The sequence below is a fragment of the Neisseria sp. P0001.S005 genome (genome assembly GCF_051963715.1).
Genome location: NZ_JBQCTZ010000012.1, coordinates 19,520 through 41,342 on the forward strand (window position 1 = coordinate 19,520; position 21,823 = coordinate 41,342).

General features: G+C 49.4%; 16 protein-coding genes. 8 read left to right on the top strand and 8 right to left on the bottom strand.

Translation table 11 applies throughout. The annotated features are described in order from the left end of the window. Positions 1-76 precede the first annotated feature (76 nt). Positions 77-1,135, top strand: coding sequence for a DNA polymerase IV (dinB, locus tag ACTHSP_RS03240; protein ID WP_314513037.1), 1,059 nt, complete (start codon positions 77-79; stop codon positions 1,133-1,135). Positions 1,136-1,250: 115 nt separating this feature from the next. Then, positions 1,251-1,982, top strand: a complete 732-nt coding sequence (locus ACTHSP_RS03245; RefSeq protein ID WP_314513035.1) for a phosphoadenylyl-sulfate reductase — start codon at positions 1,251-1,253, stop codon at positions 1,980-1,982. A gap of 59 nt (positions 1,983-2,041) precedes the next feature. On the opposite strand, the gene recB is transcribed toward ACTHSP_RS03245, so the two are convergent. From recB to ACTHSP_RS03265, 4 genes are all read right to left on the bottom strand, one after another. After that, positions 2,042-5,698 carry an exodeoxyribonuclease V subunit beta gene (recB, locus tag ACTHSP_RS03250; protein ID WP_314513032.1) on the bottom strand — a complete coding sequence of 1,219 codons (3,657 nt, stop codon included), beginning with the start codon at positions 5,696-5,698 and terminating at the stop codon, positions 2,042-2,044. A 144-nt stretch (positions 5,699-5,842) separates the two neighbouring features. Beyond that, positions 5,843-9,601, bottom strand: a complete 3,759-nt coding sequence (locus tag ACTHSP_RS03255; protein ID WP_049336323.1) for a hemagglutinin repeat-containing protein — start codon at positions 9,599-9,601, stop codon at positions 5,843-5,845. A 255-nt stretch (positions 9,602-9,856) separates the two neighbouring features. Then, on the bottom strand, positions 9,857-11,524 hold the full coding sequence (locus ACTHSP_RS03260; RefSeq protein ID WP_049336325.1) for a ShlB/FhaC/HecB family hemolysin secretion/activation protein: 1,668 nt from the start codon (positions 11,522-11,524) through the stop codon (positions 9,857-9,859). Positions 11,525-11,735: 211 nt separating this feature from the next. Beyond that, on the bottom strand, positions 11,736-12,644 hold the full coding sequence (locus ACTHSP_RS03265) for a Dyp-type peroxidase (RefSeq protein ID WP_314513027.1): 909 nt from the start codon (positions 12,642-12,644) through the stop codon (positions 11,736-11,738). A gap of 103 nt (positions 12,645-12,747) precedes the next feature. Here ACTHSP_RS03265 and ACTHSP_RS03270 point away from each other — a divergent pair, with 103 nt between their 5' ends. Both ACTHSP_RS03270 and ACTHSP_RS03275 read left to right on the top strand, forming a co-directional pair. Next, positions 12,748-13,836, top strand: a complete 1,089-nt coding sequence (locus tag ACTHSP_RS03270; protein WP_188213904.1) for a metallophosphoesterase — start codon at positions 12,748-12,750, stop codon at positions 13,834-13,836. A gap of 142 nt (positions 13,837-13,978) precedes the next feature. Further along, the gene (locus tag ACTHSP_RS03275; RefSeq protein ID WP_440345627.1) at positions 13,979-14,569 is read left to right on the top strand and encodes a LemA family protein; all 591 of its coding nucleotides are present in this window, start codon (positions 13,979-13,981) and stop codon (positions 14,567-14,569) included. A gap of 107 nt (positions 14,570-14,676) precedes the next feature. Here ACTHSP_RS03275 and ACTHSP_RS03280 read toward each other — a convergent pair whose 3' ends face one another. From ACTHSP_RS03280 to ACTHSP_RS03295, 4 genes are read right to left on the bottom strand one after another with little or no spacing between them, the layout of a single operon-like run. Next, on the bottom strand, positions 14,677-15,789 hold the full coding sequence (locus ACTHSP_RS03280; protein ID WP_440345628.1) for an SGNH/GDSL hydrolase family protein: 1,113 nt from the start codon (positions 15,787-15,789) through the stop codon (positions 14,677-14,679). Beyond that, the gene (gene patB / locus ACTHSP_RS03285; protein WP_440345629.1) at positions 15,786-16,814 is read right to left on the bottom strand and encodes a peptidoglycan O-acetyltransferase PatB; all 1,029 of its coding nucleotides are present in this window, start codon (positions 16,812-16,814) and stop codon (positions 15,786-15,788) included. The genes ACTHSP_RS03280 and patB overlap by 4 nt, the downstream gene beginning before the upstream one ends. Positions 16,815-16,824: 10 nt before the next feature. Beyond that, positions 16,825-18,261 carry an MBOAT family O-acyltransferase gene (locus ACTHSP_RS03290; protein ID WP_440345630.1) on the bottom strand — a complete coding sequence of 479 codons (1,437 nt, stop codon included), beginning with the start codon at positions 18,259-18,261 and terminating at the stop codon, positions 16,825-16,827. Positions 18,262-18,307: 46 nt separating this feature from the next. Further along, positions 18,308-18,946, bottom strand: coding sequence for a DedA family protein (locus ACTHSP_RS03295; RefSeq protein WP_070646824.1), 639 nt, complete (start codon positions 18,944-18,946; stop codon positions 18,308-18,310). 230 nt (positions 18,947-19,176) lie between these two features. Between ACTHSP_RS03295 and hda the strand changes: the two genes are divergently transcribed. The 4 genes from hda to ACTHSP_RS03315 form a co-directional block, all read left to right on the top strand. Beyond that, on the top strand, positions 19,177-19,845 hold the full coding sequence (gene hda, locus ACTHSP_RS03300; RefSeq protein WP_003682428.1) for a DnaA regulatory inactivator Hda: 669 nt from the start codon (positions 19,177-19,179) through the stop codon (positions 19,843-19,845). Then, positions 19,842-20,510, top strand: a complete 669-nt coding sequence (locus ACTHSP_RS03305) for an HAD family hydrolase (protein ID WP_314513016.1) — start codon at positions 19,842-19,844, stop codon at positions 20,508-20,510. Before hda ends, ACTHSP_RS03305 begins: the two co-directional genes overlap by 4 nt. Before the next feature lie 59 nt (positions 20,511-20,569). After that, complete coding sequence (locus ACTHSP_RS03310) at positions 20,570-20,884, top strand: TonB family protein (RefSeq protein WP_003747161.1); 315 nt, start codon at positions 20,570-20,572, stop codon at positions 20,882-20,884. Between the two features lie 157 nt (positions 20,885-21,041). Further along, on the top strand, positions 21,042-21,823 hold a 782-nt coding region (locus ACTHSP_RS03315; protein WP_440345631.1), incomplete at its 3' end, for an endonuclease/exonuclease/phosphatase family protein.

Consider the following 21,823-nt stretch of genomic DNA (forward strand, 5'->3'; position numbering starts at 1 on the left):
GCTTAAACATAGAGGCCGTCTGAAACTTCAGACGGCCTTTTGTTACAATAAGCCTTTTTCTTATCCATCTTTTCCCATGTCTCAACGCAAAATCATCCATATCGATATGGACGCATTCTACGCTTCGGTAGAACTGCGCGAGCAGCCGCACCTGAAAGGGCTGCCTGTCGTTGTGGCGTGGGACGGTACGCGGTCGGTCATTTGTGCCGCTTCTTATGAGGCGCGCAAATTCGGTTTGCACTCGGCCATGTCGGTGGCAACGGCGAAAAGGCTGTGTCCGCAGGCGGTGTTTGTGCCGCCGCATTTCGATTTGTACCGTCAAGTGTCGGCGCAGATTCATGCCGTGTTTCGGCGTTATACCGATTTGATCGAGCCTTTGTCTTTAGACGAAGCCTATTTGGATGTTACCCGAAATTTTGAAAATATCCCGTACGCCAGCGAGGTGGCCAAACGCATTCGTGCCGAAATTTTTGAAGAAACCGGTTTGACAGCCTCCGCAGGCATCGCGCCCAATAAGTTTTTGGCCAAAATCGCTTCCGACTGGCGCAAACCGAACGGGCAGTTTGTGCTGCCGCCGCAAAAAATCATGGCGTTTTTGGAGAGCCTGCCGTTGGGTAAGATTCCCGGTGTCGGCAAAGTCACGCTGAAAAAGATGAATACCCTCGGTATGCAGACTGCCGGCGATTTGCGCCGTTTTGAGCGCGGCGAACTTTTAAACCATTTCGGCCGCTACGGCTACCGCCTTTACGATTTGGCACGCGGTATCGACGAGCGGCCGGTCAAAGCCGAACGCGAACGCCTGCAAATCTCAACCGAAATCACTTTGCCCGAAGATTTGTCTTTGGAGCAGGCATCAGGCCATTTGCCGCATCTTGCCGAAGACCTTTGGCGGCAAATCGAACGCAAAAACGTCGAAGCCAAAGGCGTTACCCTCAAACTCAAAACTCACGATTTCCGCATTATTACGCGTTCGCTGACGTATTCTTCCGTCCTTCCCGACAGCGCCTCGCTGCTTCAGGCGGCGCATACTTTGCTGCAACGCATACCGCCGCAACGCGAAGACGCCTTCCGCCTGATCGGTATCGGCGTGAGTCATTTGCTGCCGAAAAACCAGCAGCAGACGCTTTGGTTATAAAGAAATAGAAAAGCATTCTTTCCGTTTGAAGATAGGGCGCAGGACAATATTGTTCCATAACCATATCGGCAGCCGTTTCAATAGGCCGTCTGAAAATTATTAGGAACAACCAGCCATGTCTTTATTCCGCCCACAATTCTGGAAAATCCCCGAAATCAGCGATGCCGAACGCCGCCGCCTGCCTGAATTGGCTGCCGCTTTGGAGCGTCGTTTGCAAGACATTACCGCACGCTATCCGCAAGCCGTGTTCGCATCCAGCCTTGCGGTTGAAGATATGGTCATTACCGATGCCGTGTGCCGTCTGAAACTGCCCATCCGCATCATCACGCTCAATACGGGCAAACTCAATCCCGAAACCGCTGCGCTGATTGCCGAAACCAATGCGCGTTATCAAACCGAATTGGAAGTGTTTTATCCCAATCAGCAAACCGCCGATGAATTTGAAGCGGAATTCGGCACGACCGCCATGTACGACAGCGTCGAGTTGCGTCGCCGTTGCTGCCATATCCGCAAAATCGAACCGCTCAACCGTGCTTTGCACAACGCCCCCGCATGGCTGACCGGACAACGCCGCAGCCAGTCCGAAACGCGCAGCGAATTGAATTTTGAAGAGCTGGATACAGGCCGCAACATCGCCAAATTCAATCCTATTTTCGATTGGGAAGAGCAGGATGTTTGGGTATATGCGCATGAGCACCAAGTTCCGCTTAATGCGCTGTATCATCAGGGCTATCCCAGCATTGGGTGCGAACCCTGCACGCGTCCGGTCAAGTTGGGCGAGAATATCCGCGCCGGGCGATGGTGGTGGGAAAGCAAAGACAGTAAGGAATGCGGTTTGCACAAATAATCAAAGGCCGTCTGAAAACGTTTCAGACGGCCTTCTTGACGGCTTAACAAAATGATTTATCAAGAATTTGTTTTTCGCTCAACGAAAGTGGAAAGCAGGGCGGTATCGATGTCCCATTTCCAGATGCCTTGATCCGAGCCGTCCATGCCGCGCAGGAAGAGGTAGCGGATGGCGATTTTAGGCAAGGGCTTGCTGCGCAGGGCATAGTAGCGCGCGATGGCAACGGCGTAGATCAGGGCTTGCAGGTAGTAGTGATGATGCGCCACGGCTTCGTTCATCGTCTGTTGCGTGTACGCGCTTGCATCGTTGCCCAAATGGTTGGATTTGTAGTCGATTAAAACGACATTGCCGTCTGAATCTTGGCAAACCATATCGATAAAGCCGTTCAAATAGCCTTGCAAATCATGGAAATCAAGCAGTTGCGCGGCTTGGACGCATTCGGGCGGCAGGTTTGCTTCGCTTGAGGCAAACCAACGGCGCAAGTCGTCCAGTTTGAAATCGTCCATGTACAGGGTGAACCCCATTTCGGGCAGGCGTCGGGTCGGCGGAATCTGCGACAGGCTCTCGTTGATTAAAGGCGTCAGGCGGCAGGTGTTGAGCATGGCACTTACCGTCGGCAGCCATTTGTCTTCAAAGCTGTGGCGTTGCAGAACTTCGGCAATCATTTCGGATTGGCTCTCGGCAGAGGCGGCGAAGTCGAGTTTTTCCAACATTTCATGCAAACATACGCCGGCATTGGTGCCGCGGGGAAAATGGTGGATATCGAGGCCGTCTGAAAGTGGGGGCGGCAGGTTTTCAGACGGCATGGCACGGTCTGCGCTTTCTGCCGGGTCGATGGCAGGTTGCAAAGGCTCGTGTTGCTCGTCGGTTGACTTGGTATGCCTGCTCAAACCGGTAAAGCTGGTGTGGCGGATAAAGTCAAAATTGCGGCGTTTAATGCTATGTGCGCTCAAGGCTTGGTCTTGCTGGCGGCTGTATTGGTAGACGGTTTCCGGCGGGGCTTCTTCCGTGAAGGCAAACTCCGTATTTTCCGGCGCGTTTTTGATAAAGCGTTGCCAGTTGGTTTTGAGCATTTCCACAACGTCTGTTGCGCTTTTATAGCTTTGGCTGACGCTTTCGCGGCCGGCATCCGGCAAACCTTCGAGCAGATAGGCAAAAGGATTGTTGGGCGTACAGTTTTTGTTGGCGGCGGCGTAGATGTTGAGCTGTTCTTCGGCGCGGGTAAGGGCGACATAAAGCAGGCGTAAATCTTCTGCCGTCTTTTCGTCGGCAAGATGGCTTAGTTCTGCTTCCGAGGTTTGCGATGTTGCCAGCAGCTCGGTTTCGTGGTTGTCAGTATGCAGGATTTTCCAGTTTTCTTTGGAATTGTCTTTGGTATCCCACGCGAAGGGGCAGTAAACCAAAGGATATTGCAAACCTTTCGACGCGTGCATGGTAACGATTTTGACCAGTTTTTCGTCACTTTCAAGACGGATGGTTTGTGCGTCTGATGGGAAATGGCCGCTGCGCGCACGGCTGATTTGTTCGTTTAACCATTTATGCAGGGAGGCAGGGTTACGGCTTTGGCTGTCTTCTTCGGCCAAAAGCTCCAGAATTTGGTAGTAGTTGGTCAGGCTGCGTTCGTTGCCGCCTTTGAGCAGGCGTGTTTCGATGTCATGTAGGGCGGCAAACTGCTGCACGGCGGCAAAAATGCCGCCTTTCCGCCATTTTTCCATGGCCTCGGCCGACGATTCCAGCCATTTCAGCAGCTGGTGTTCGTTGTGGTTGAGTTCGTGAATCTCTTTGGCGGTATAGCCGAACAAAACGCCGGTTAAGACAAAGCGCAGCCAGTCGGTTTGCCTTGGGTTGAGCCAAAAGCCGATCAGCGCGGACAGCGAGTCTGCCTCGGCGGAATCAAAAACGGACTGCCGCGACAGCAATACGCTTTGGATGCGGCGTTGTTTCAGTTTTCCGGCAATCATCGCCGCTTCGTTGTTGGTGCGCACCAAGACGGCAATATCGCCGGATTCTAACGCGCGGCCTTTGAAGTTCAGACGGCCTTCGGCTGCTTCATTGAGTGCAAAGGCAATTTCATCGGCGCAATATTCGGCGGCACGGCCGCGCAAAATATCTTTACCAGTTTGGTCGTCCGTATTGAGCCAGCGCACTTGGATGGCAGGGCGGTGTGGCGACAGCCGGCTTTCGGAGCGGCTGGCGGAGACATCGCTGTAATCGATGTTTTCCAATACAAAGGGGTGTTTTTTTTGTTTGAACAAGGCGCTGATGCCGTTAATCAGCTTGGCATGGCTGCGGTAGTTGACAGCGAGGGTGTAATGCCTGTCCGCATCTTGCGCGGCTTGCAGATAGGCGTAAATGTCCGCACCGCGAAAGCTGTAAATTGCCTGCTTGGGGTCACCAACGAGAAATAGCGGGCAGCCTTGTTCGATAAAAATTTGGCGGAAAATTTCGTATTGTAGCGGGTCGGTATCTTGGAATTCGTCAATCAGCGCGATTTCCCAGTTTGCCGCTGCCGCTTTTGCCAATGCGTTGCCGTGTTCATTGGTGGTCAATGCCTGATGGACGTCCAGCAGCAAATCGTCAAACACGCGCTCGCGGCGTAATTTTTTTTGTTCGGCAATGGACTGATTGATGTGGGAAAGGAGGTCGAGTTGCAGGCAGATGAAGACCGCTTCTTCTGCGCTTTCCATTGCCTGCAAATCACGACCGAGATTGGCCAAGGCTTGCAGCTGAATAATTTCCAGCGCATCGGCATCGGCTTTATATTCTTTTTTTAGTTTGCTGTTGAGCGTGTCGATACTGAAGAGGCTTAATTTTCCTAGCGTTTGTTTGCTCAGGCGGGGCAGACGGTTGGATTCGGCGTTTGTTTTTAAATCGGTAAAAACATTTTCAAAGGTTTTTCTTTTGTAGGTTTGGCCGTTAAGTTTGGGAAAAATTGTCCAAAACGCTTTTTCCAAGTCTTCCAACTGGCCGCAAACTTTTTGCCATGTTTCTTGAAGGTTGGCTTGAGCTTCTTTCAAATTGCCTTCAGGCCGTCTGAATTTCAGATAGGGGCGGCCGGTATAGCTTTTGATTTTGGCAAGCATTCCTTCAGGCGTGCATTTCCGGTCAAAAACCAATTGTGCCAATGTGGCATCGGTTGCCACTTTCTGCCGCCAAAAATCCTGCGCAGGAATCAGCAGCCTCTCACGCGAGTCGTCCGACAGCTCGACATCCAAAGGCGCGCCGCACAAAAACGCATAATCGCGCAAGACGCGCTGACAGAAGCCGTGGATGGTGTAAATCGAGGCGTTGTCAAACTGGCTCAGCGCGGCTTTGAGGCGGAGAACCAGGCGATGGCAGCTTTCTTGTCCGTCTTGCTCGCCTAAAGCCAAAGGAATCAAACGATTGAGAAAGTCATCGGGGGATTTTTTCTCTTTTTCGTAATATTTGTTCAGGCCGTCTGAAATATGTTCCGGCTCGCCGCCCAAAGTTTGGATTTCGTTCAAAACCTGCAACACTTCGTCCAAACGCGCGCGCAAACGGGTTTTCAGTTCCGCCGTCGCCGCTTTGGTAAAGGTAACGACCAGAATTTTCTCGATGTCTTTTTTTTCTAAAACAATCAGTCGGGTAAAGAGCGCGGCAATGCCGTAGGTTTTACCCGTACCTGCAGAAGCTTCGATGAGGTTGGTGCCGTCGATGGAAAGTGTGAGCGCGTCAAAAGGAAGGGCGGAAGACATGGTAGGAACGGAATAATATTAGCGAGGCATTATCATAACAGAGATAGTGTGTTGTTTTGCATTGATGATAAAAATGCCGTCTGAAAACTTTCTGTTTTCAGACGGCATGTCTTAATGGCTATTAAATGACTTTAATAGCGCATCTTAGTAGCGCAAACGGCGTTTGGCGTAGCTTGGTTGGCGAGGACGGTAGGTATAACGGTTCGCCGCAGGAGCTTTACTGTCGTCATAGTAGTACGCAACATTATTACCGTTGATGGTCGTATTGTTGACGCTCAAACCGGTTGGAGAGCCGGTAGTAATAACAACATTGTCGCTTTGGATGGTGTTTGCCGTATTGGTTACGTTGGCTTCGTTTTTACCTTTGGCGTTGATGCCGCCGTTTGGTTTGCCTGAAGCGTAGCTACCGTTGACATTGACGGTCAGATTTTTTTCGTTAACGCTGCTGATCGCACCGGAAGTATTGACTTTGTTGCCTTCTACTTCAACGGAGTTGTTGGATACCAAGTTGGTACCGTGCAGGTTGACGTCGCCGTTGTTGGCATTGATTTTAATATCGTTGCCGGCCGCTACATTTGCGCCTGCGGCGGTAGAAGAAGCGTTATCGGTTTTGTTGACGCCGACAGAGCCATTGACGTGCGGAACGGCAACACCGGTTTCAACATTGATTGTCGCGCCAGCGCCGATACCGACATTAACGGCTGTACCTTGGTTGGAGGCAGTATTGGCTGACTCGGTGAAGGTTACGCCGTTGCCTGCGGTAATGTTGACGTTGTTGTTGGCGGTAATGTTGGATGCGATTTCAGCAGAGTCTTTGGCGTTGATGACAACATTGGTCGCATTCATATCGCCTTTGACGGCGGTAGATTCTTTTTTGTTTTCATCAGCGTAGTTGACGTTCAGGTTGGCATTCACATCAACGTTTGAACCGTCTTTGGTGTATGCGCCGACAGTCAAAGAAGCACCGCCTTGTTTGCTGCTGCTGTTGCTGGTGTTGTGGGCGGCAGTGTTGTGGTATGAACCTGCATCAATGTTGATCGCACCGGTCACATCGTATTTTGTACCTTCATCAGACACTTTGTCATTTGCCAAAACGATGGCATTGCCTGCGTTGATGGTGGTGACGGTTGCAGTGGATTCATTGTGGGTCGAAGAGTTGCCTTGACCTTGTGCAGTGATTTCACCGCCGATGCCTTTGTTGGTGCTGATGCCGGCAGAAACGACTAAACCGCCGCTGTTTTGTTTCACATCGGATTTTGCACCGCTGTGTGCCGCTGCATGGGTAACGTTTTTGGCAGCTTCAACCACATTGCCGGTCGCATTAATCACGGTACCTTCTTGATTAATATTGCCGTTGGCAGTGATGGTGGTATTGCCGCCGGTGTTGATGTTGGATACATGAGATGTGTCCGTTACGGTCGTTGCATCCGTTTTGGTGCTGGTAATGCCGACAGATACGCCGATGCCTGCAACGTTATTTTTTTCGTATGCAGTAGCAGATACGCCCAAATCGGTTACGCGGCCGGATTCGGTCACAGTGTTGCTGCCTTTGGATGCAACAATATTAACGTCATTGGCTGCGGAAATGTTGACGGATTCTTCGCCATTGACTTGGCTGCCGCTGACGGTAACGTTTGAGTTGGAAGACAACTGGGTGTTTTTACCGGTCAAAATACTGCCGTTCAGGCCGACAGAATGGGTGTCGGTATGGGTATCGGTGAATTTAATACCGGCTTTGGCAGTCACGCTGCCGTTTTCTTTATTGGTTTCGGTACCGGAGTAGCCTTTGATGGAATACTCGTTGACCTGTTTGTTTTCTACTGCTTTGGCTGCATCAATGGTCAAATCGCCTGCGGAAGAAAGTTGCAATTTTTGTGCCGCAAACAATGCAGAGCCGATCACATTGATGTCTTTGTTGGAAACAACGGTCAGGTCGGCATTGGAAACCAGGGTGGAACCGGTTACTTTTTCAATGCTGCTGTTGCTGCTGGTTTTAGAGGTCGTGATATTGAAAATCGTACCTTTACGCGCGCTTTGTGCGGAAGTGTCGGTGCTGGTGGCGTTTTTAATATCAACATTGCCTGCTTTGGAGCTGACGAATGTACCGGCTTGGCCTTCAACGGTACTGCCGTAAACGTTGACGCCGTTTTTTGCACCCAAAACTACGTTTGAGTTGGCAGTAATGCTGCTGCCGTGCAGGTTTTCGGTACGGTTGTTTTGAACTTGGCTTTCACCGCCGAACAGGCCGCCCCAGTATTTTTTCTGGTCGTCGAGGCTGCTGGTGTTGATGGTAGTTTGCGTACCCAAGTTGATGTTGTTGACATCGGTAACGACATTGCCGTTTGCCGCAATGCTTGCGCCGTAAGTGCTCAAATCGCCTTCGGAAATCAAACCGATATCACCGGCTGCGGAAATTTTGGTTTGATGGGCGGTAGAGTTTTTGGAAGATTTGGTAGCGATACCGGTTTTCAGCGCGGCAGTTTCGTTTTTGAAGCTGACATAAGTCGAGCTGCTGTCGGTTTCGCTGTTACTGCTCAATACGATGCCTTGTTGGGCGGCAATGCGTGCATCGGCGGCCGAGTTCAGTTCGGTTGCGTCCAATTGGACTTTGCCGGTGGTGGCGATATTGACAGAGCCGGCATTGATTGTGGTTTGATGCAGGCTTTCGTCAACAGAAGAACTCAGGTTGTTGTTGTACCAAAGGCCTTTGCTTTGAGTGTGGTCGGATTCTGTACGGTTGGTGGTTTTTACCGCGTTAGAATTGATGTTGCCTGTGGCAGAGGCGGTCAGCGCGCCGGCATTGATGTTGGCCGCGCTTAAGTTGAGGCTGCCGCTGTTGTTCAAAGTCAATGACTCGGATGCATTGATATTGCTGGCGGTAAAGGTTTCCGTTTTGTTGCGGTCAGAACGGAAGTGCTGAACATTTTGCGCTTCTTTGCCGCTGGAAGATTTGTTGGCGGAATGGCTGGTAACTGTGCCTTTGATGTCGGTATCGCGGGCAAACAATTCCATTTGTGCGCCGGTCAGGTTGGCGGACTGGATGCTCAGGTTGCCTTTGCTGTCGATATTCAGGTAGCGGGTACCGGTAATGGCGGCGTTTTGAATGTTTTGTTTGGCGCGTTTGTCAGTCGCGTGGATGCGGATGGTACCGGCGCGCATACTGCCGAAGATATGGCCGTCAAGCACCGGCGCATTTGAAGCAGCGTCCAATGCTTCGATTTGTGCGGTTTTGTAGTCGAAGTTGCTTTTGCCTGAAGAAACGTTGATGGCATCGGCGGCATTGACGTTGGCTGATTTGCCGACAACCACTTGCGGCGCGAGCAGGTCAACCACGCGGTTGCCGCTCAAATTGCCGTTTACTTGCAGTTGTTTGCCATTGTCGCTGATATTGAAAGATTTCAACGTGCCGTCTGAAACGGTTGGCGTACCGACAACCAAGGATGCGCGGTTGGCATTCAGGATGCTGCCGCCGTTGTGGGTAATGCCGTTAGGGTTTGCCAAAACATAGTCTGCGGCAATGCCGAAGATCTCTTGTTGACCCAAGATCAGAGAAGGGTTTTTGCTGACTACTTCGTTCAAGATCACAGATGCGGCCTGACCTTGGAAGTTTTTGTTGGCAGACAGGTTTCCGGCCAGTTGGGATTTACCGGCAGACAGGGCATTATTCAAAACGGCGCCGTGTTGGGAAACGTTGTACTTGTTATATTGGTTGTGAGAAAGACCTTGGGCCGTCGGTGCGGCAATGTTGATGATGTCAACATTGTGCTGCTGCTGTACCGAAGTTTGGCCGATGGCTTCGATATTGGCGGCTACCGCTGCATTTCCCAGGAATGCAAAGCACACGGCGACAGTTACTTTGCCGGAAGCTGAGAGCTTAGGCTGATATAAAGTGTCGATTTTCATGGATTTTAATCCTTATTTATCGTGATGGAGATTGAATCAGAAATCCCATATCGGGTATTGGATTTCTGTTGAGGAAATTTTTGAATGTATTAACATTGTTATGAAATTTTTTACAATCATACCACCAGTATGGCCTTGTGTGCACTATTTCAAATGCAAATAAAAACCGCACATCTTATTGATATTAATAGAAAATTAATAACGTTAAGATGGGCGGTTTATATATTGGATAAAAGGATATATATTTACATAACTTTAAAATGGAATGCGCAAAGAAACGGTCACATGATCCTGTTTTTCGCTGTTTGATTGGTTGGGCATGCGTGCAAAACCTTTGCCATAGTCGGCAGAAAGCTGCCATTTGTCCGCCTTGCCCAAATTCAAACCTGCAACCACACCCATAGCGCGTTGCGAACCTTCGTTATTGTTTTTGGTAACGCCGATGTCTGCGCCCAGATAAGGCTCGATATAGATGCCGTGGGGCGTATTGCGGCGGAAATAAACGGTATTGCTCAACAGGACTGCGCTGTTTGCGCTCAAAGAAGTCGAACGGAAACCGCGTACATTTTGATAGCCGACGATGTCCATTTCTTTGGTGGCAAACAAATCATGCGGGCTATATTGGGCATCGATTTGGTGATGGTTGCGCACGATCCATTTACCCAATGGACGGTTTTGAATCAAATTGCTTTGCAAGGATACAGAGGTATAGCGCTTGTCAAACGGCGTATGTTCGGTATTTTTCGCAAACCCTTGTTCCACGACAATATTGTTGAGCCAAATGCCGTTTGGCAGGATGGCTGTATGCGACAGGCCGACTTGTGTCGAATAGATTTCCGGGCTTTGCAATTCCAGTTTGCTGTCGGCAAATTTTGCAGTCTGTTTTACGTAATCGATGCCGGCATAGGCGGAGGTAATGTGTTTTTGACTGCGTGAGAATACGCGGTCTGCTTTGATTCCTGCCGCTTTGGATTGGGAGCGGTAGGCATAACGTGTTACGCTGGGCGTTAAAATGCTTTGCGATTGCGACGCGGCAGCGTAAGTGCTGAATGTCCATGCACCATAAGGAACTTGGTAGAACATACTGCCGCCGCGACTGTAATGGCTGTCGTGATTGTTTAGATTGGTATAGCCGTTTAGATAAAGAGAGTCGCTCAATCCTAACGGGCTGCCGATATTCAGGCTGCCGCGCAGTGTCGTGGTATTGGGTTTGCTGCCTTTATTGTCGATGGTGACGCTGCCGCCCCAATGTTTTTGGGCATCGTTGTTGAGTTGGATGGAGGCGGTGCCGTCATCATGCGGATAAACATCGATGCTGACGTTGTTGCCGACAACATGGTTTGCCTGTTCGATACCTTGGTCGAGGTATTGGATGTTCAGCGGTTTGCCTTGATGATTGGGGAAGAGGGTATCAACGTTGACTGTACGGGAGCTACCGGTAATCTCACGGATTTTGCCTTCGATGACTGCCAATTTCAGGATGCGTTCAGGCGTGGTTTCAAATTTGATTTGCGTGTGTGGATAGCCTTGAGCGATATACTCGGCAACAATATCCCGGTTCAGTTGGTTGATGCTGTTTTGATTGATACATTTGGGGAGATTGGCTTCAATCTTTTTGGAATCGATAAGGGTAATGCCGGAAAGCTCGATACCGGTGTAATCCAAGCATTCGGTATTGTTTTCAGACGGCACCTCTTGTGCAACCGCGTCATTATCTTGCTTTTTCTGCAAATCCCATGCCGACTGCTCGCGTTTTTGGATTTCGACCGAATGAATCTGGTCGAGATTGTCGCGGAAGTCTTTGTCGAATTGGTTGGGTACGTTTTTATCGATTTGATCGAGGGGATTCGGCGTATTGGCCGCATAGGCGTTTAGCGTGGAGAGAATCAATACGGGCAGGGGAAGAAGGCGGGATTTATACATGGTGTCGTAATTTTATAGGGATAATAATTGGGTTTATTTTATCGAAAATAGCTGCTTGGGCGTATCAGTTTTTATCGTTGTCTGTAATCAGGGTTTATTAAGCAACGAGTGGATAAATTTCTATGATAATACCATAAAAGTATTAAGGGAATTTAAATAACAAAAACCTGCCTTTGAAAAGGCAGGTTTTTTTCAGACGGCCTTTGAGCCGTTAAAGATTTTGCAAACGTTCGACAGAAGGTGCGTAGTAGTAAGCACCTGATACGGCTTTAGACAAATATTTCAGCAGTAAGTCGGTTTTGCCGTCAGATTCGCCGAACATATTGAGCAGTTGAACTTCAATATTGTGCAGCGTGTTGCAATAGGAAGTGAACATCAAACCATGTTCACCGCTGATTTTGCCGAAGGGCAGGCTGCGGCGGACGATTTTCAAACCAACGCCGTTTTCTTTGACATTGACGCGGCCGAGATGGGAGTCGGGCAGTCGCACGTCTTTGCTGAATTCGTCATTGGTTTCTTTGCTGCGGCCAACGCTGGCTTCTTGTTCGGCAGTAGGAACGGCATCCCATTTTTTCAAATCGTGCAGGTATTTTTGCAGCAAAACATAGCTACCGCCGGCATCAGGCTTGCCTTCGGGAATAATGGCGACATTGCGCACATTGTCATCGCCCTGTGGATTTTCCGTGCCATCGACAAAACCGTCCAAACCGCGGTCTTCATATAGGCGCAGGCCGTGTTCTTCAGTGGCTACGCGGATGCTGTCGCCGAATGCGCTTAATACGGATTGTGCCAAGGCATAGGCGGCTTTTTGCTCGGTGGCTTGAATGTGGATATAGAGGTCGTGTTGTGTGGAGGGGGCGAGGCCGTTGCCCAATTCAGGGAAAGGTTTGATTTCGCTGCCTTCGTCAGTATGTCCGAATGATTGCCATGCGCGGCTGCCAAAGGCAATGGTCAAACCCAAAATATCATTCGGAAAATGAGTTTTAAGTTTAGCCAGAGCCTCCAAAGAAAGACGGCAGGCAGATTTGATGTCTTCATTGCGTCCGTCTGAAATGTCTGCCTCGATAAAAATACCGGCTTGTGCGTGATCAGGAATAATGGCTGATTGGGGATGGCTCATGATGATTCCTTTCAAAATATTATGGGTTTTTACGTGGGGGATTATACACTGAAAGTTTCAGACGGCCTAAAATCTGCCTTTTGATTTTTTAGGGCGGAAAGGCATGTTTGGCAAGATGTTTTTTGTGAGCGTCATTCTGTTGCAAGTGTTTACATTCGGGCTTGGGCGTTCGCTGCAATGGCTGTTTGCGCCTTGGATTGGCAAAGTCGGCAGGCGTTGGCTGATGGGTATTTCCTATTTCATTACAAACGGCTTGTTGGTCGGCTTGCTGCTGGAGTTGGGACATATCATGTTCCGCGTGGTGGCGTTTTGGATGGTGATCTTGCTGTTTGTGATGTATGCCGCGTTGGCGACATTTATCCTGTATCTTTTGCTGCGCCGTTTTATGGCACGCCAACCGCTGTCACGAAGCCTGCGGCTGTTTGCGCCTTTGTTTGTGGCAGGTTTGCTCGGTTTTGGGATGTATAACGCCTATACGCCCGTTGTCCGCCATCAAACCGTATTCATCAATAAGAAAATGGATAAGCCGCTGCGTATCGGCGTGGCCAGCGATTTGCACTTGGGGATTTTGTTCGGCGCGCGTCAATTGGACAAGCTGACGGACATCATGAAGCAGGAACAAGTCGACATGGTGTTGCTGCCGGGCGATTTGATGGACGATACCGTCGATGCATACCTGAAAGAAAACATGAAACCGCATTTGCAGAAGCTGACTGCGCCGATGGGCGTTTATGCCACTTTGGGCAATCATGACTGGTTCCGCGATCAGAAGCGTATCAAACATGAATTGGAAGCGGCAGGGTTGACGGTTTTGGCCAATCAGGTTTTGGAAGTGAATGGTGTGTTGCTGGTAGGACGGAGCGATGATTTGGATCGCAAGCGTCCTAGTGCGGAGCAGCTTTTAGAAGGTCAAAATACCCAATTACCGGTTTTATTGATGGACCACCGTCCTACTTCAATCGAAACCCATGCCCGGCTGCCGATTGATGTGCAGGTCTCCGGCCATGTCCACAATGGCCAAGTTGCACCTGCCAACCTTATCGTCCGTACGCTTTATCGTCTTGCTTACGGTTATGAGGCGATTGGCAACGGCCATTTCTTCACCACTTCGGGCTACGGCTTCTGGGGAATTCCCCTGCGTTTGGGTTCGCAATCAGAAGTGTGGGTGATTGACATCAAGTCAAAGCATTGAAATAGAAATATAAACTTCAGGCCGTCTGAATTTCAGACGGCCTTTTTTATGAAAATTGGGAAAAAATATTGAAATTGGATTATAATCGATGTTAATAAAATCAGCCACCGATATGAGTGGCATCATAACTAGGGAACTCACTATGGGCATTATTAGTCTTGCACTTATCTTCGTATCAATCGCCGCCGTCTTATTGTATTTCAAACAACAGTTGAAAGACCGCAAAAAAGACTGTCACGAATCCTTTGTCTCTTTGCGCATTGCGCTTGACTGCCGACATCAGGCCATCCGTCATGTATTGGATGCATACAGCAAACACCTGCAAGAGCAGGGCATTGCATCGGATCAAAACGTTCAGCAGATGTGTACCGAAGTCGAAACCGCATTGGCGCAAACTGCCAAAACATTTTCCGAATCCAAAATCAAACATCTGTGCGAAGCCGAAACAGCATTGAATTATGCGTTGAAAAAATTGCAAACTGCCGTCAATGGCATTTTGAAACAGTATCCTGATGAGAAATTGGCCGGCTTGATGGAAATGCTGGATGCTGCAGAAGCGGAAGTCGCATCGGCACGCCGTACTTACAACCGCAGAGCCGGAAGTTACAACCATCATTTAAACAAGCTGCCAAACCGCCTTGTCGCCAAGCCATTAGGCTTTGATAAGCAGGCAAGATTGGTTCGTTTTACGGAAAACCAAACGCAACGAATGAGCAGCAATATGTTGGCTTAAAAATAAGCAGTTTGCTAAATAAGTGATAAAAAAAAGTCCGTCTGAAATATTAATTTCAGACGGACTTTTATGTGCTGTTAATGAAAAACACTTAGGCTTTGGCCAATTTATTGAGCAAAGCGGATCAGGCTGTCGGCAAGCTTATCGGCTGCAGTTTCATAACCTTGTGCAGAAAAGTGAACGCCGTCTTTGGCTGCCAAGCCTTGAGCCATCCAGTTTTTCATGCTGCATGCCCCTCCCATCGCATCCTGCCAAGACCAGAACATGATTTTTTCGTCACGGGCAACACGTTGCTGCATTTGTTGTACTTCGCTGAGCAAGACAGGACGGTTGCCGCAGCTGCCGTAGGCGGTTTTCAAAGATTCCGGAGCACCGAGGATCAGGATACCTGCGTTGGGCAGGGTGTTTTTGATTTGACGGATGTAATTGCGCCATGTCCGCTCGGTAGAGGAAATATCGAGATTGCCGGAAAAGGCTTCATTGGTACCGTAGGCAAGGATGATTAAATCGGCTTTGGTTTGTGCCAAATCTTCCCACATGCCCGGCCGCCATTTTGACCATTGGGATAACTGTGTGCCGTTGATGCCCATGGCGGAAACGGTTACGCCGCGTCCGAGGCGTTCGATATTAATGAAACCAATTTGCCAAGGCATGCTGCTGCTGAGGGTCATCGGCAGGGAAGCATTGGTACGCAGCAGTTGCCAACCGTTTTGTGTGGCAGGGATTTCGCGGCCGTTGACGGTCAGGGTTTGCTCGGACCAAACGGGTTTGCCGAAAATGGAGATTTGTTGCATATCCATGCTGCCGTCGGCTGCGCTTAAGGTAACGCTGCCGCCATCGGCGCGTGCTTCAATCCCGCCGAAAGAAAAATCGCTGTGTGATTTGCGGCTGCTGATGGTGTTCCAACCGCTGCCGTTGTAACGGACGGTTGCCATGCGCTGGCCTTTGACAGTGTTGGGATAAACCCAACCGATGCCGCCGTTGCCCCATTTTTGTTGTAAACGGCGACGCAGGCGGTCGGTGAAATAGTCGCCGGCGGTATGGGAGTCGCCGACTTGGATAATGCGGAATTTGCCGTCTGAAGTATGGTTGAGCTGTTGCAGTTTGTTCAGCCAGGCAGGGCGGTTGGAGCCGTAGTTGCTTAACAGGCCGTCATTGGTTGCGCAGGCGGTAATAGGGAGTGCGAGAAGCGTGAGGAGTAAGGCTTTATTAAATTTCATGGTTGTGTATCGTGTGTAAAATTAATTTTTTCCATAATTTTTCCGGCCAATAGTTTTTGGCCTTCTGCGGAAAAGTGAATGCCGTCCTTGCTGCGGTAACGGATAATTTTTCCATCTACTTTGACAGAGTCGGCATATTCTTCTGCGCCGTTGCTCAACAGTTTGTCGGTAGGCAACCAAATGGCTTGAGGCGACACCGTACCCGACAGGATTTTGTCGAGGTAGCGCATCTGTTCATTGAGCTTGGCTTTTTTCATGTAAGGAATGCCCAGCCAAATGACTTGGACATCATGTGCGGAGGCTGCATCAAGAATACGGCGGACGCGGTTGAGATATTCTGCCTCCCATTCGGGGGAGGCGAACTTTAGGTATTTTTTACCCATCGGGAAATCCCAAGGGTCGTTGGGGCCTAAGAATACAACCAAAACGCGGATGTCGGGTTCTTTTTGCAAAGTTTGTTCGATGGTTTTTGGCCAGTCGAAGAAATTGGGGTAGGACAAACCGGTACTTTGTTTGCTGAGGTTGACCGATTGTACGCCATATTCTTGTTTGAGGTATTTTTGTACAAAAGGTGCAACACCCTGCATCAGCGAGTCGCCGGCAAAGAAAACTTTGTTGCCTTTTTTCAATACAACCTGTGTTGCCGACTGATCAGCCTGATTGCTTGGCTCGCTGGCTGTGGTATCTGTATTGTTAGTCGCATCAGAAGCGGTAGGCTCTTTTTGATTGTTGGATACTTCAATGTTTTCCGTATTTTCAGACGGCCTTGTTGTTTCAAGATCAGAATCTTCTGAAGCTAAAGCGTCTTCTGCTTCCAGCGAAGCTTTCAGGCCGTCTGAAAATTCGTAGGCTTTTTGTTGCCAATCTGCACCAATCTTCCACCAAGCGTATTCGGATAAAGGCTCAAGCGGACTATTCTCATGATAGGTCTGCTGCCAATAGGCATTGATGGAGTTTTGGGCAAACCACGTCAGCGCAACCGCACTGAGCAGAATCGAAACAAACAGGGAGATAAAGCGTTTCATGTTCTGCTCCTTAGAAGTTGGCGTAAATAAAGCCGGGAATGCCGGACGGGGCGAAGACGATAATCAGGGCGAGGATAAGCGTGATGGGGATAAACCACAGCCATGCAGGCAGTTTGTCCAAGCCTTTTGCTGATGCTTCAAATAAGCGAAGCAAATACGGGTACAGCAAAAGCATCATCGCAAATGCACCCAGCAACATGAGGTCGGTCAACAGAGGCGCGTTCCAACCTTTGTCATTGGCAAATAAGGCGCTGAACAGCATTTCCGTATCAGCAAGCGTTGCGCTGTTGAACACGACAAAAGCGAAACAAACGAAATGGAAGGTAAACAGCCAGGCAAGCGGTTTGCCGATTTTCAGACGGCCTAAGGCATTGCGGCCGACGATTTTGTCGCCGCAGTTAAGGAATACCAAAGCCGCACCGTGCAGCGCGCCCCAAATCAAAAAGCTCCAGCCGTAGCCATGCCAAATGCCGGAAAGCAACATGGCAATCATCAGATTGAGCTGGGTGCGTCCGAAGCCTTTTTTGCTGCCGCCCAAAGGGATATAGATATAGTCGCGAATCCAAGTGGACAGGCTGATATGCCATCTATCCCAGAAGTCGCGGATGTTGATGGCGCGAAGCGGCGCGGCAAAGTTTTTCGGCAGCTGGAAGCCGAGCAGCATGGCCAAACCGATGACCAAATCCGAGTAGCCGGAAAAGTCGAAAAAGAGTTGGAAGGTATAGCCATAAATCGCAGACAACACACCCCAGCCATCGAACTGGGCCGGATTTTCAAAAACAGGCGATACCCAGCCTTCCGCCAATACGCCGGCAAGCCACCACTTTTTGGCAATGCCCAACACAATCAGGCCGACCGCCAAAGCCGGATAAATCAGCTGGCGTGCCTGTTTGGTGCGGATTTGCACCAATGCCCCCGCTTGTTCGCCGTCTATGCTTTTAAAAGCGGTCGCACGGATAATCGGGCCGGATGTGATGGTGGGGAAGAAGCTCAGATGCAGTAGGAGCTCGTGCCATTCAAAACGGTCTCCTTTGGGCTCGCGGTAGCAATACACCAAGTAAGCCAGCGATTGGAAAGTGTAATAAGACAGGCCCAAGGGCAAAAGGATGTCGATGACGGCGCTTTGCCCCGTATATTGTTGAATAATCGGGCGGAAAAAGTCGAAGTATTTGAAGAAACACAAAACAGTCAATGCCGCCGAAATACCGCAACCCAGCCAAAATTTGCGGATATTCTCGTTTTCAGAAAACATCAGCACGCTGATCAGGTAAACCACAGACGAGTAAACCAAAATCAGCGCGGCAAAAATGGGGTCGATACGGTAAAGCCAGCCCAGTCCGGCAACCAAAAGTAAAACGTTTTGAACTTGCGGCAAACGTGCAAATGCCCAGTACAGCGGCAAAAATACGATAAAGAATACCGCAAACTCAATAGACAGCAACGGCATGACAATTCCTTGATGTGTTTAAACTTTCAAACTTTTCGATTGATTGTTATTTTTTGGCGTTAAGTTTTGCACGGATGACTTCGACTACCGCGGGTAAAATCGAAATCACGATGATTGCCGCCATGACTAAGCCCAGATTGTTTTTGACGACGGGGATATTGGCGAAGAAGTAGCCTGCATAGGAAAACGACAATACCCACAACACCGCGCCGATAATGTTGTAACGGATAAACGTCGCGTAGTGCATATCGCCCATGCCTGCGACAAATGGCGCAAACGTCCGCACAATCGGCACAAAGCGGGCAATGATGATGGTTTTGCCGCCGTGTTTTTCATAGAACGCATGGGTTTTTTCCAAATACGAACGGCGGAAAATTTTGGAATCCGGATTGGCAAACAGTTTTTGTCCAAAATACTTGCCGATCATAAAATTGGCCGCATCGCCTAAAATGGCAGCCGCTAAGAGCAGCAATACCATGACGTGGATATTCATGCCGCCGATGGCAGCAATACCGCCGGCAGCAAACAGTAGCGAGTCGCCAGGTAAAAATGGCGTTACGACCAAACCGGTTTCGCAGAAAATCACAACAAACAAAATCGCGTAAATCCACGGGCCGTATTGGGCGGAAAGGTGGACAAGGTGTTGGTCGATATGGAGGATGAAATCAATAAGGGTAGAAATCACTAGGGTTCCCCAAATAAAAAGGCCGTCTGAAAAAGAACAGACAAATGTTTCGGCGAGAAGTTCGACATTGTAAAACCAAAGCGGAATAAAACCAATGCCGTGAGCGCGTCAAGATATGTTTAGAAGTGCAGATATGTTGCAGGTATAGGCTTCAGACGGCCTTTATCCTTGATGATGGACGGCAAAACAACGTAAAATGAAGCCGATTTCAATCTAACCGGTGCGCCTTTGTGAACCAGCTCATCTTCGATTTTGCCAGCCATGATTATCCCGGCTTCGACAAATTTCTGGGAACAGAAAATGCCGAGCTGGTGTATGTGTTGCAGCACAAACATGGGCAATTTATCTATGTTTGGGGCGAAGAGGGCGCAGGCAAAAGCCATCTCTTGCAGGCATGGGTTGCCCAGGCGCTTGATGCCGGACGAAATGCCCTCTATATTGATGCCGCCGCCACGCCGCTGACAGAAGCCGCGCTGGACGCAGAATATCTCGCCATTGACCAAATCGAAAAGCTCAATAATGAAGAACAGGCTTTACTGTTTGCCATCTTCAACCGCTTCCGCAACAGCGGCAAAGGCTTTTTGCTTTTGAGCTCCGAATATACGCCGCAACAACTCGTTATCCGCGAAGACCTGCGCACACGCATGGCGTATTGCTTGGTTTACGAAGTCAAACCGCTGACCGACCGGGAAAAAATCGATGCGCTCGTTAGCATGGCGGCCGCCCGTCAGGTAACCATCGATCCGGAAATCTTCGAATACCTGCTGAACCATTGGCGGCGCGATATGGACAGCCTGATGCAAATGCTCGATACCCTCGACAACTACGCCGTTATGATGGGCAAGCGCATTACTTTGCCGCTTTTGCGCCAGCTTTTAAAACAACAGGAAACCCAATGAAAAACCTTGCCATTTTCGACCTCGACAATACCTTAATCAATACTGATTCGGATCACTCTTGGCCGCAATACCTGATTAAAAAAGGCATAGTCGATGCGGCTGAAACTGAGGCGCAAAATGAAAAGTTCTACCAAGACTATCAAAATGGTTGTCTTGATATTGATGCCTTCCTTAAATTCCATCTCGCGCCTTTGGCCCGATTCAGCAAGGAAGAATTGGCTGAGTTTCATCGCGAGTTTATGGCTGAATATATTGTTCCGTATATTTCCCCGATGCAGCGTATGCTGGTGCAAAGCCATCATATGGCGGGCGACGAAATGTTGGTTATTTCTTCGACCAACGAATTCATCGTTACTCCAATCTGCCATCTTTTCGGTATTCACAACGTTATCGGCACGCAGCTTGAAACCGGCGAAGACGGCCGATATACCGGCAACTATGTCGGTACGCCCAGCCTGAAAGAAGGCAAAATTACCCGATTGAACCAATGGCTTGCCGAGCGAGGCGAGACCTTCGAAAGCTACGGTAAGGTTTATTTTTACAGCGACTCCAAAAACGATTTGCCGTTGCTGCGTATCGTGAACGAACCTGTCGCCGTCAATCCGGATGCAGAGCTGGAAAAAGAAGCCAAAGCAAAAGGTTGGCCGATTTTGAATTTCAAATAACGACGAATCAGGCCGTCTGAAATATTTAACCTAACCACAACCCTAATAAGGACTAAAACATGAAAACGACTAAACTCCTCGCCTCAGCCCTGTTGTTTGCCGCTGTATTCGGTACTGCACAAGCAGCTGATACCGAAACTCTGGAAGCCATGAAAGCGCAAAACGGCAGCGTTAAAACCGTTTTGATGGATGTCTTCACAACTCCTGCCGGTAATGTTGACCGCGTGAATATCATTCAATCCAGCGGCAATCCTGAAATGGACGAACGCGCAGTGAAAAGCGTTTCCAAATATCCTTATCCGAAACGCAAAACTGCATCTAAATATCAACACACCGTTACTTTTGAAACCAATGTTGAAGTAATTAACAACTGATTCGGACGCAAGGCCGTCTGAAAAACAGAAGGCGTTTTGATTGGGAAATTCCCTGTCAAAACGCCGTTTTATTCGTTAAACAAGTATAACCAAAATTGCCGTAAAACCACACGCTCCGGTGCTATACTAAAACAAATAAACCGCTTCATCACACATCATGTCTCCCCGTCCAGTTACCATTACTTCCTACAATATGCACAAAGGCATGTCCGCACTCAACCGCAAAGTGCAGGTCAACCGTATGGCTGACGCGCTGGGTGCATTGGGTTCGGACGTTTTGTTTTTACAAGAAGTCCAAGGACAACATCTCAACAGAAGCCGCCGTACCGACTTTCCCGATGCGCCGCATTACGACATCATCGGCGACAGTCTCGATTATCATCGCAGCTACGGCAAAAATGCCGTCTATCCCAAACGACACCACGGCAATGCCATTCTCAGCCGCCTACCGCTGAAAACGGAAAACAACCTCAACATCAGCGTCAATAAACTCGAACAGCGCGGCCTGTTGCATTGCGAGGTCGTGCCCGAAGGTTGGGAAGATCCGCTGGTGTGTTTGTGCGTCCATCTCAATCTGCGCGAGCCGGACCGCCTCAAACAATACCGCGCCATCAGCGACTACGTTGGCCGATACATTCGTCCGGAAAGCCCGTTGATTATCGCCGGCGATTTCAATGACTGGCGGCAAAAATCAGCGCATGAATTGGGCAGGGCATTAAATTTGAATGAAGTATTCGTCGATAATACAGGCAAACGCCCCAAAACCTTCCCCTCACGCCTGCCTATCCTCAGCCTCGACCGCATTTATACGCGCAATCTTGATGTCATCGATTCTGAAATTCACAACAGTAAAGACTGGCAACATTTGTCAGATCATCTGCCATTGAGTGTAACGGTTAGGCCGCATCGTAAAATGAATATGAAATCAGATAGAAAAAT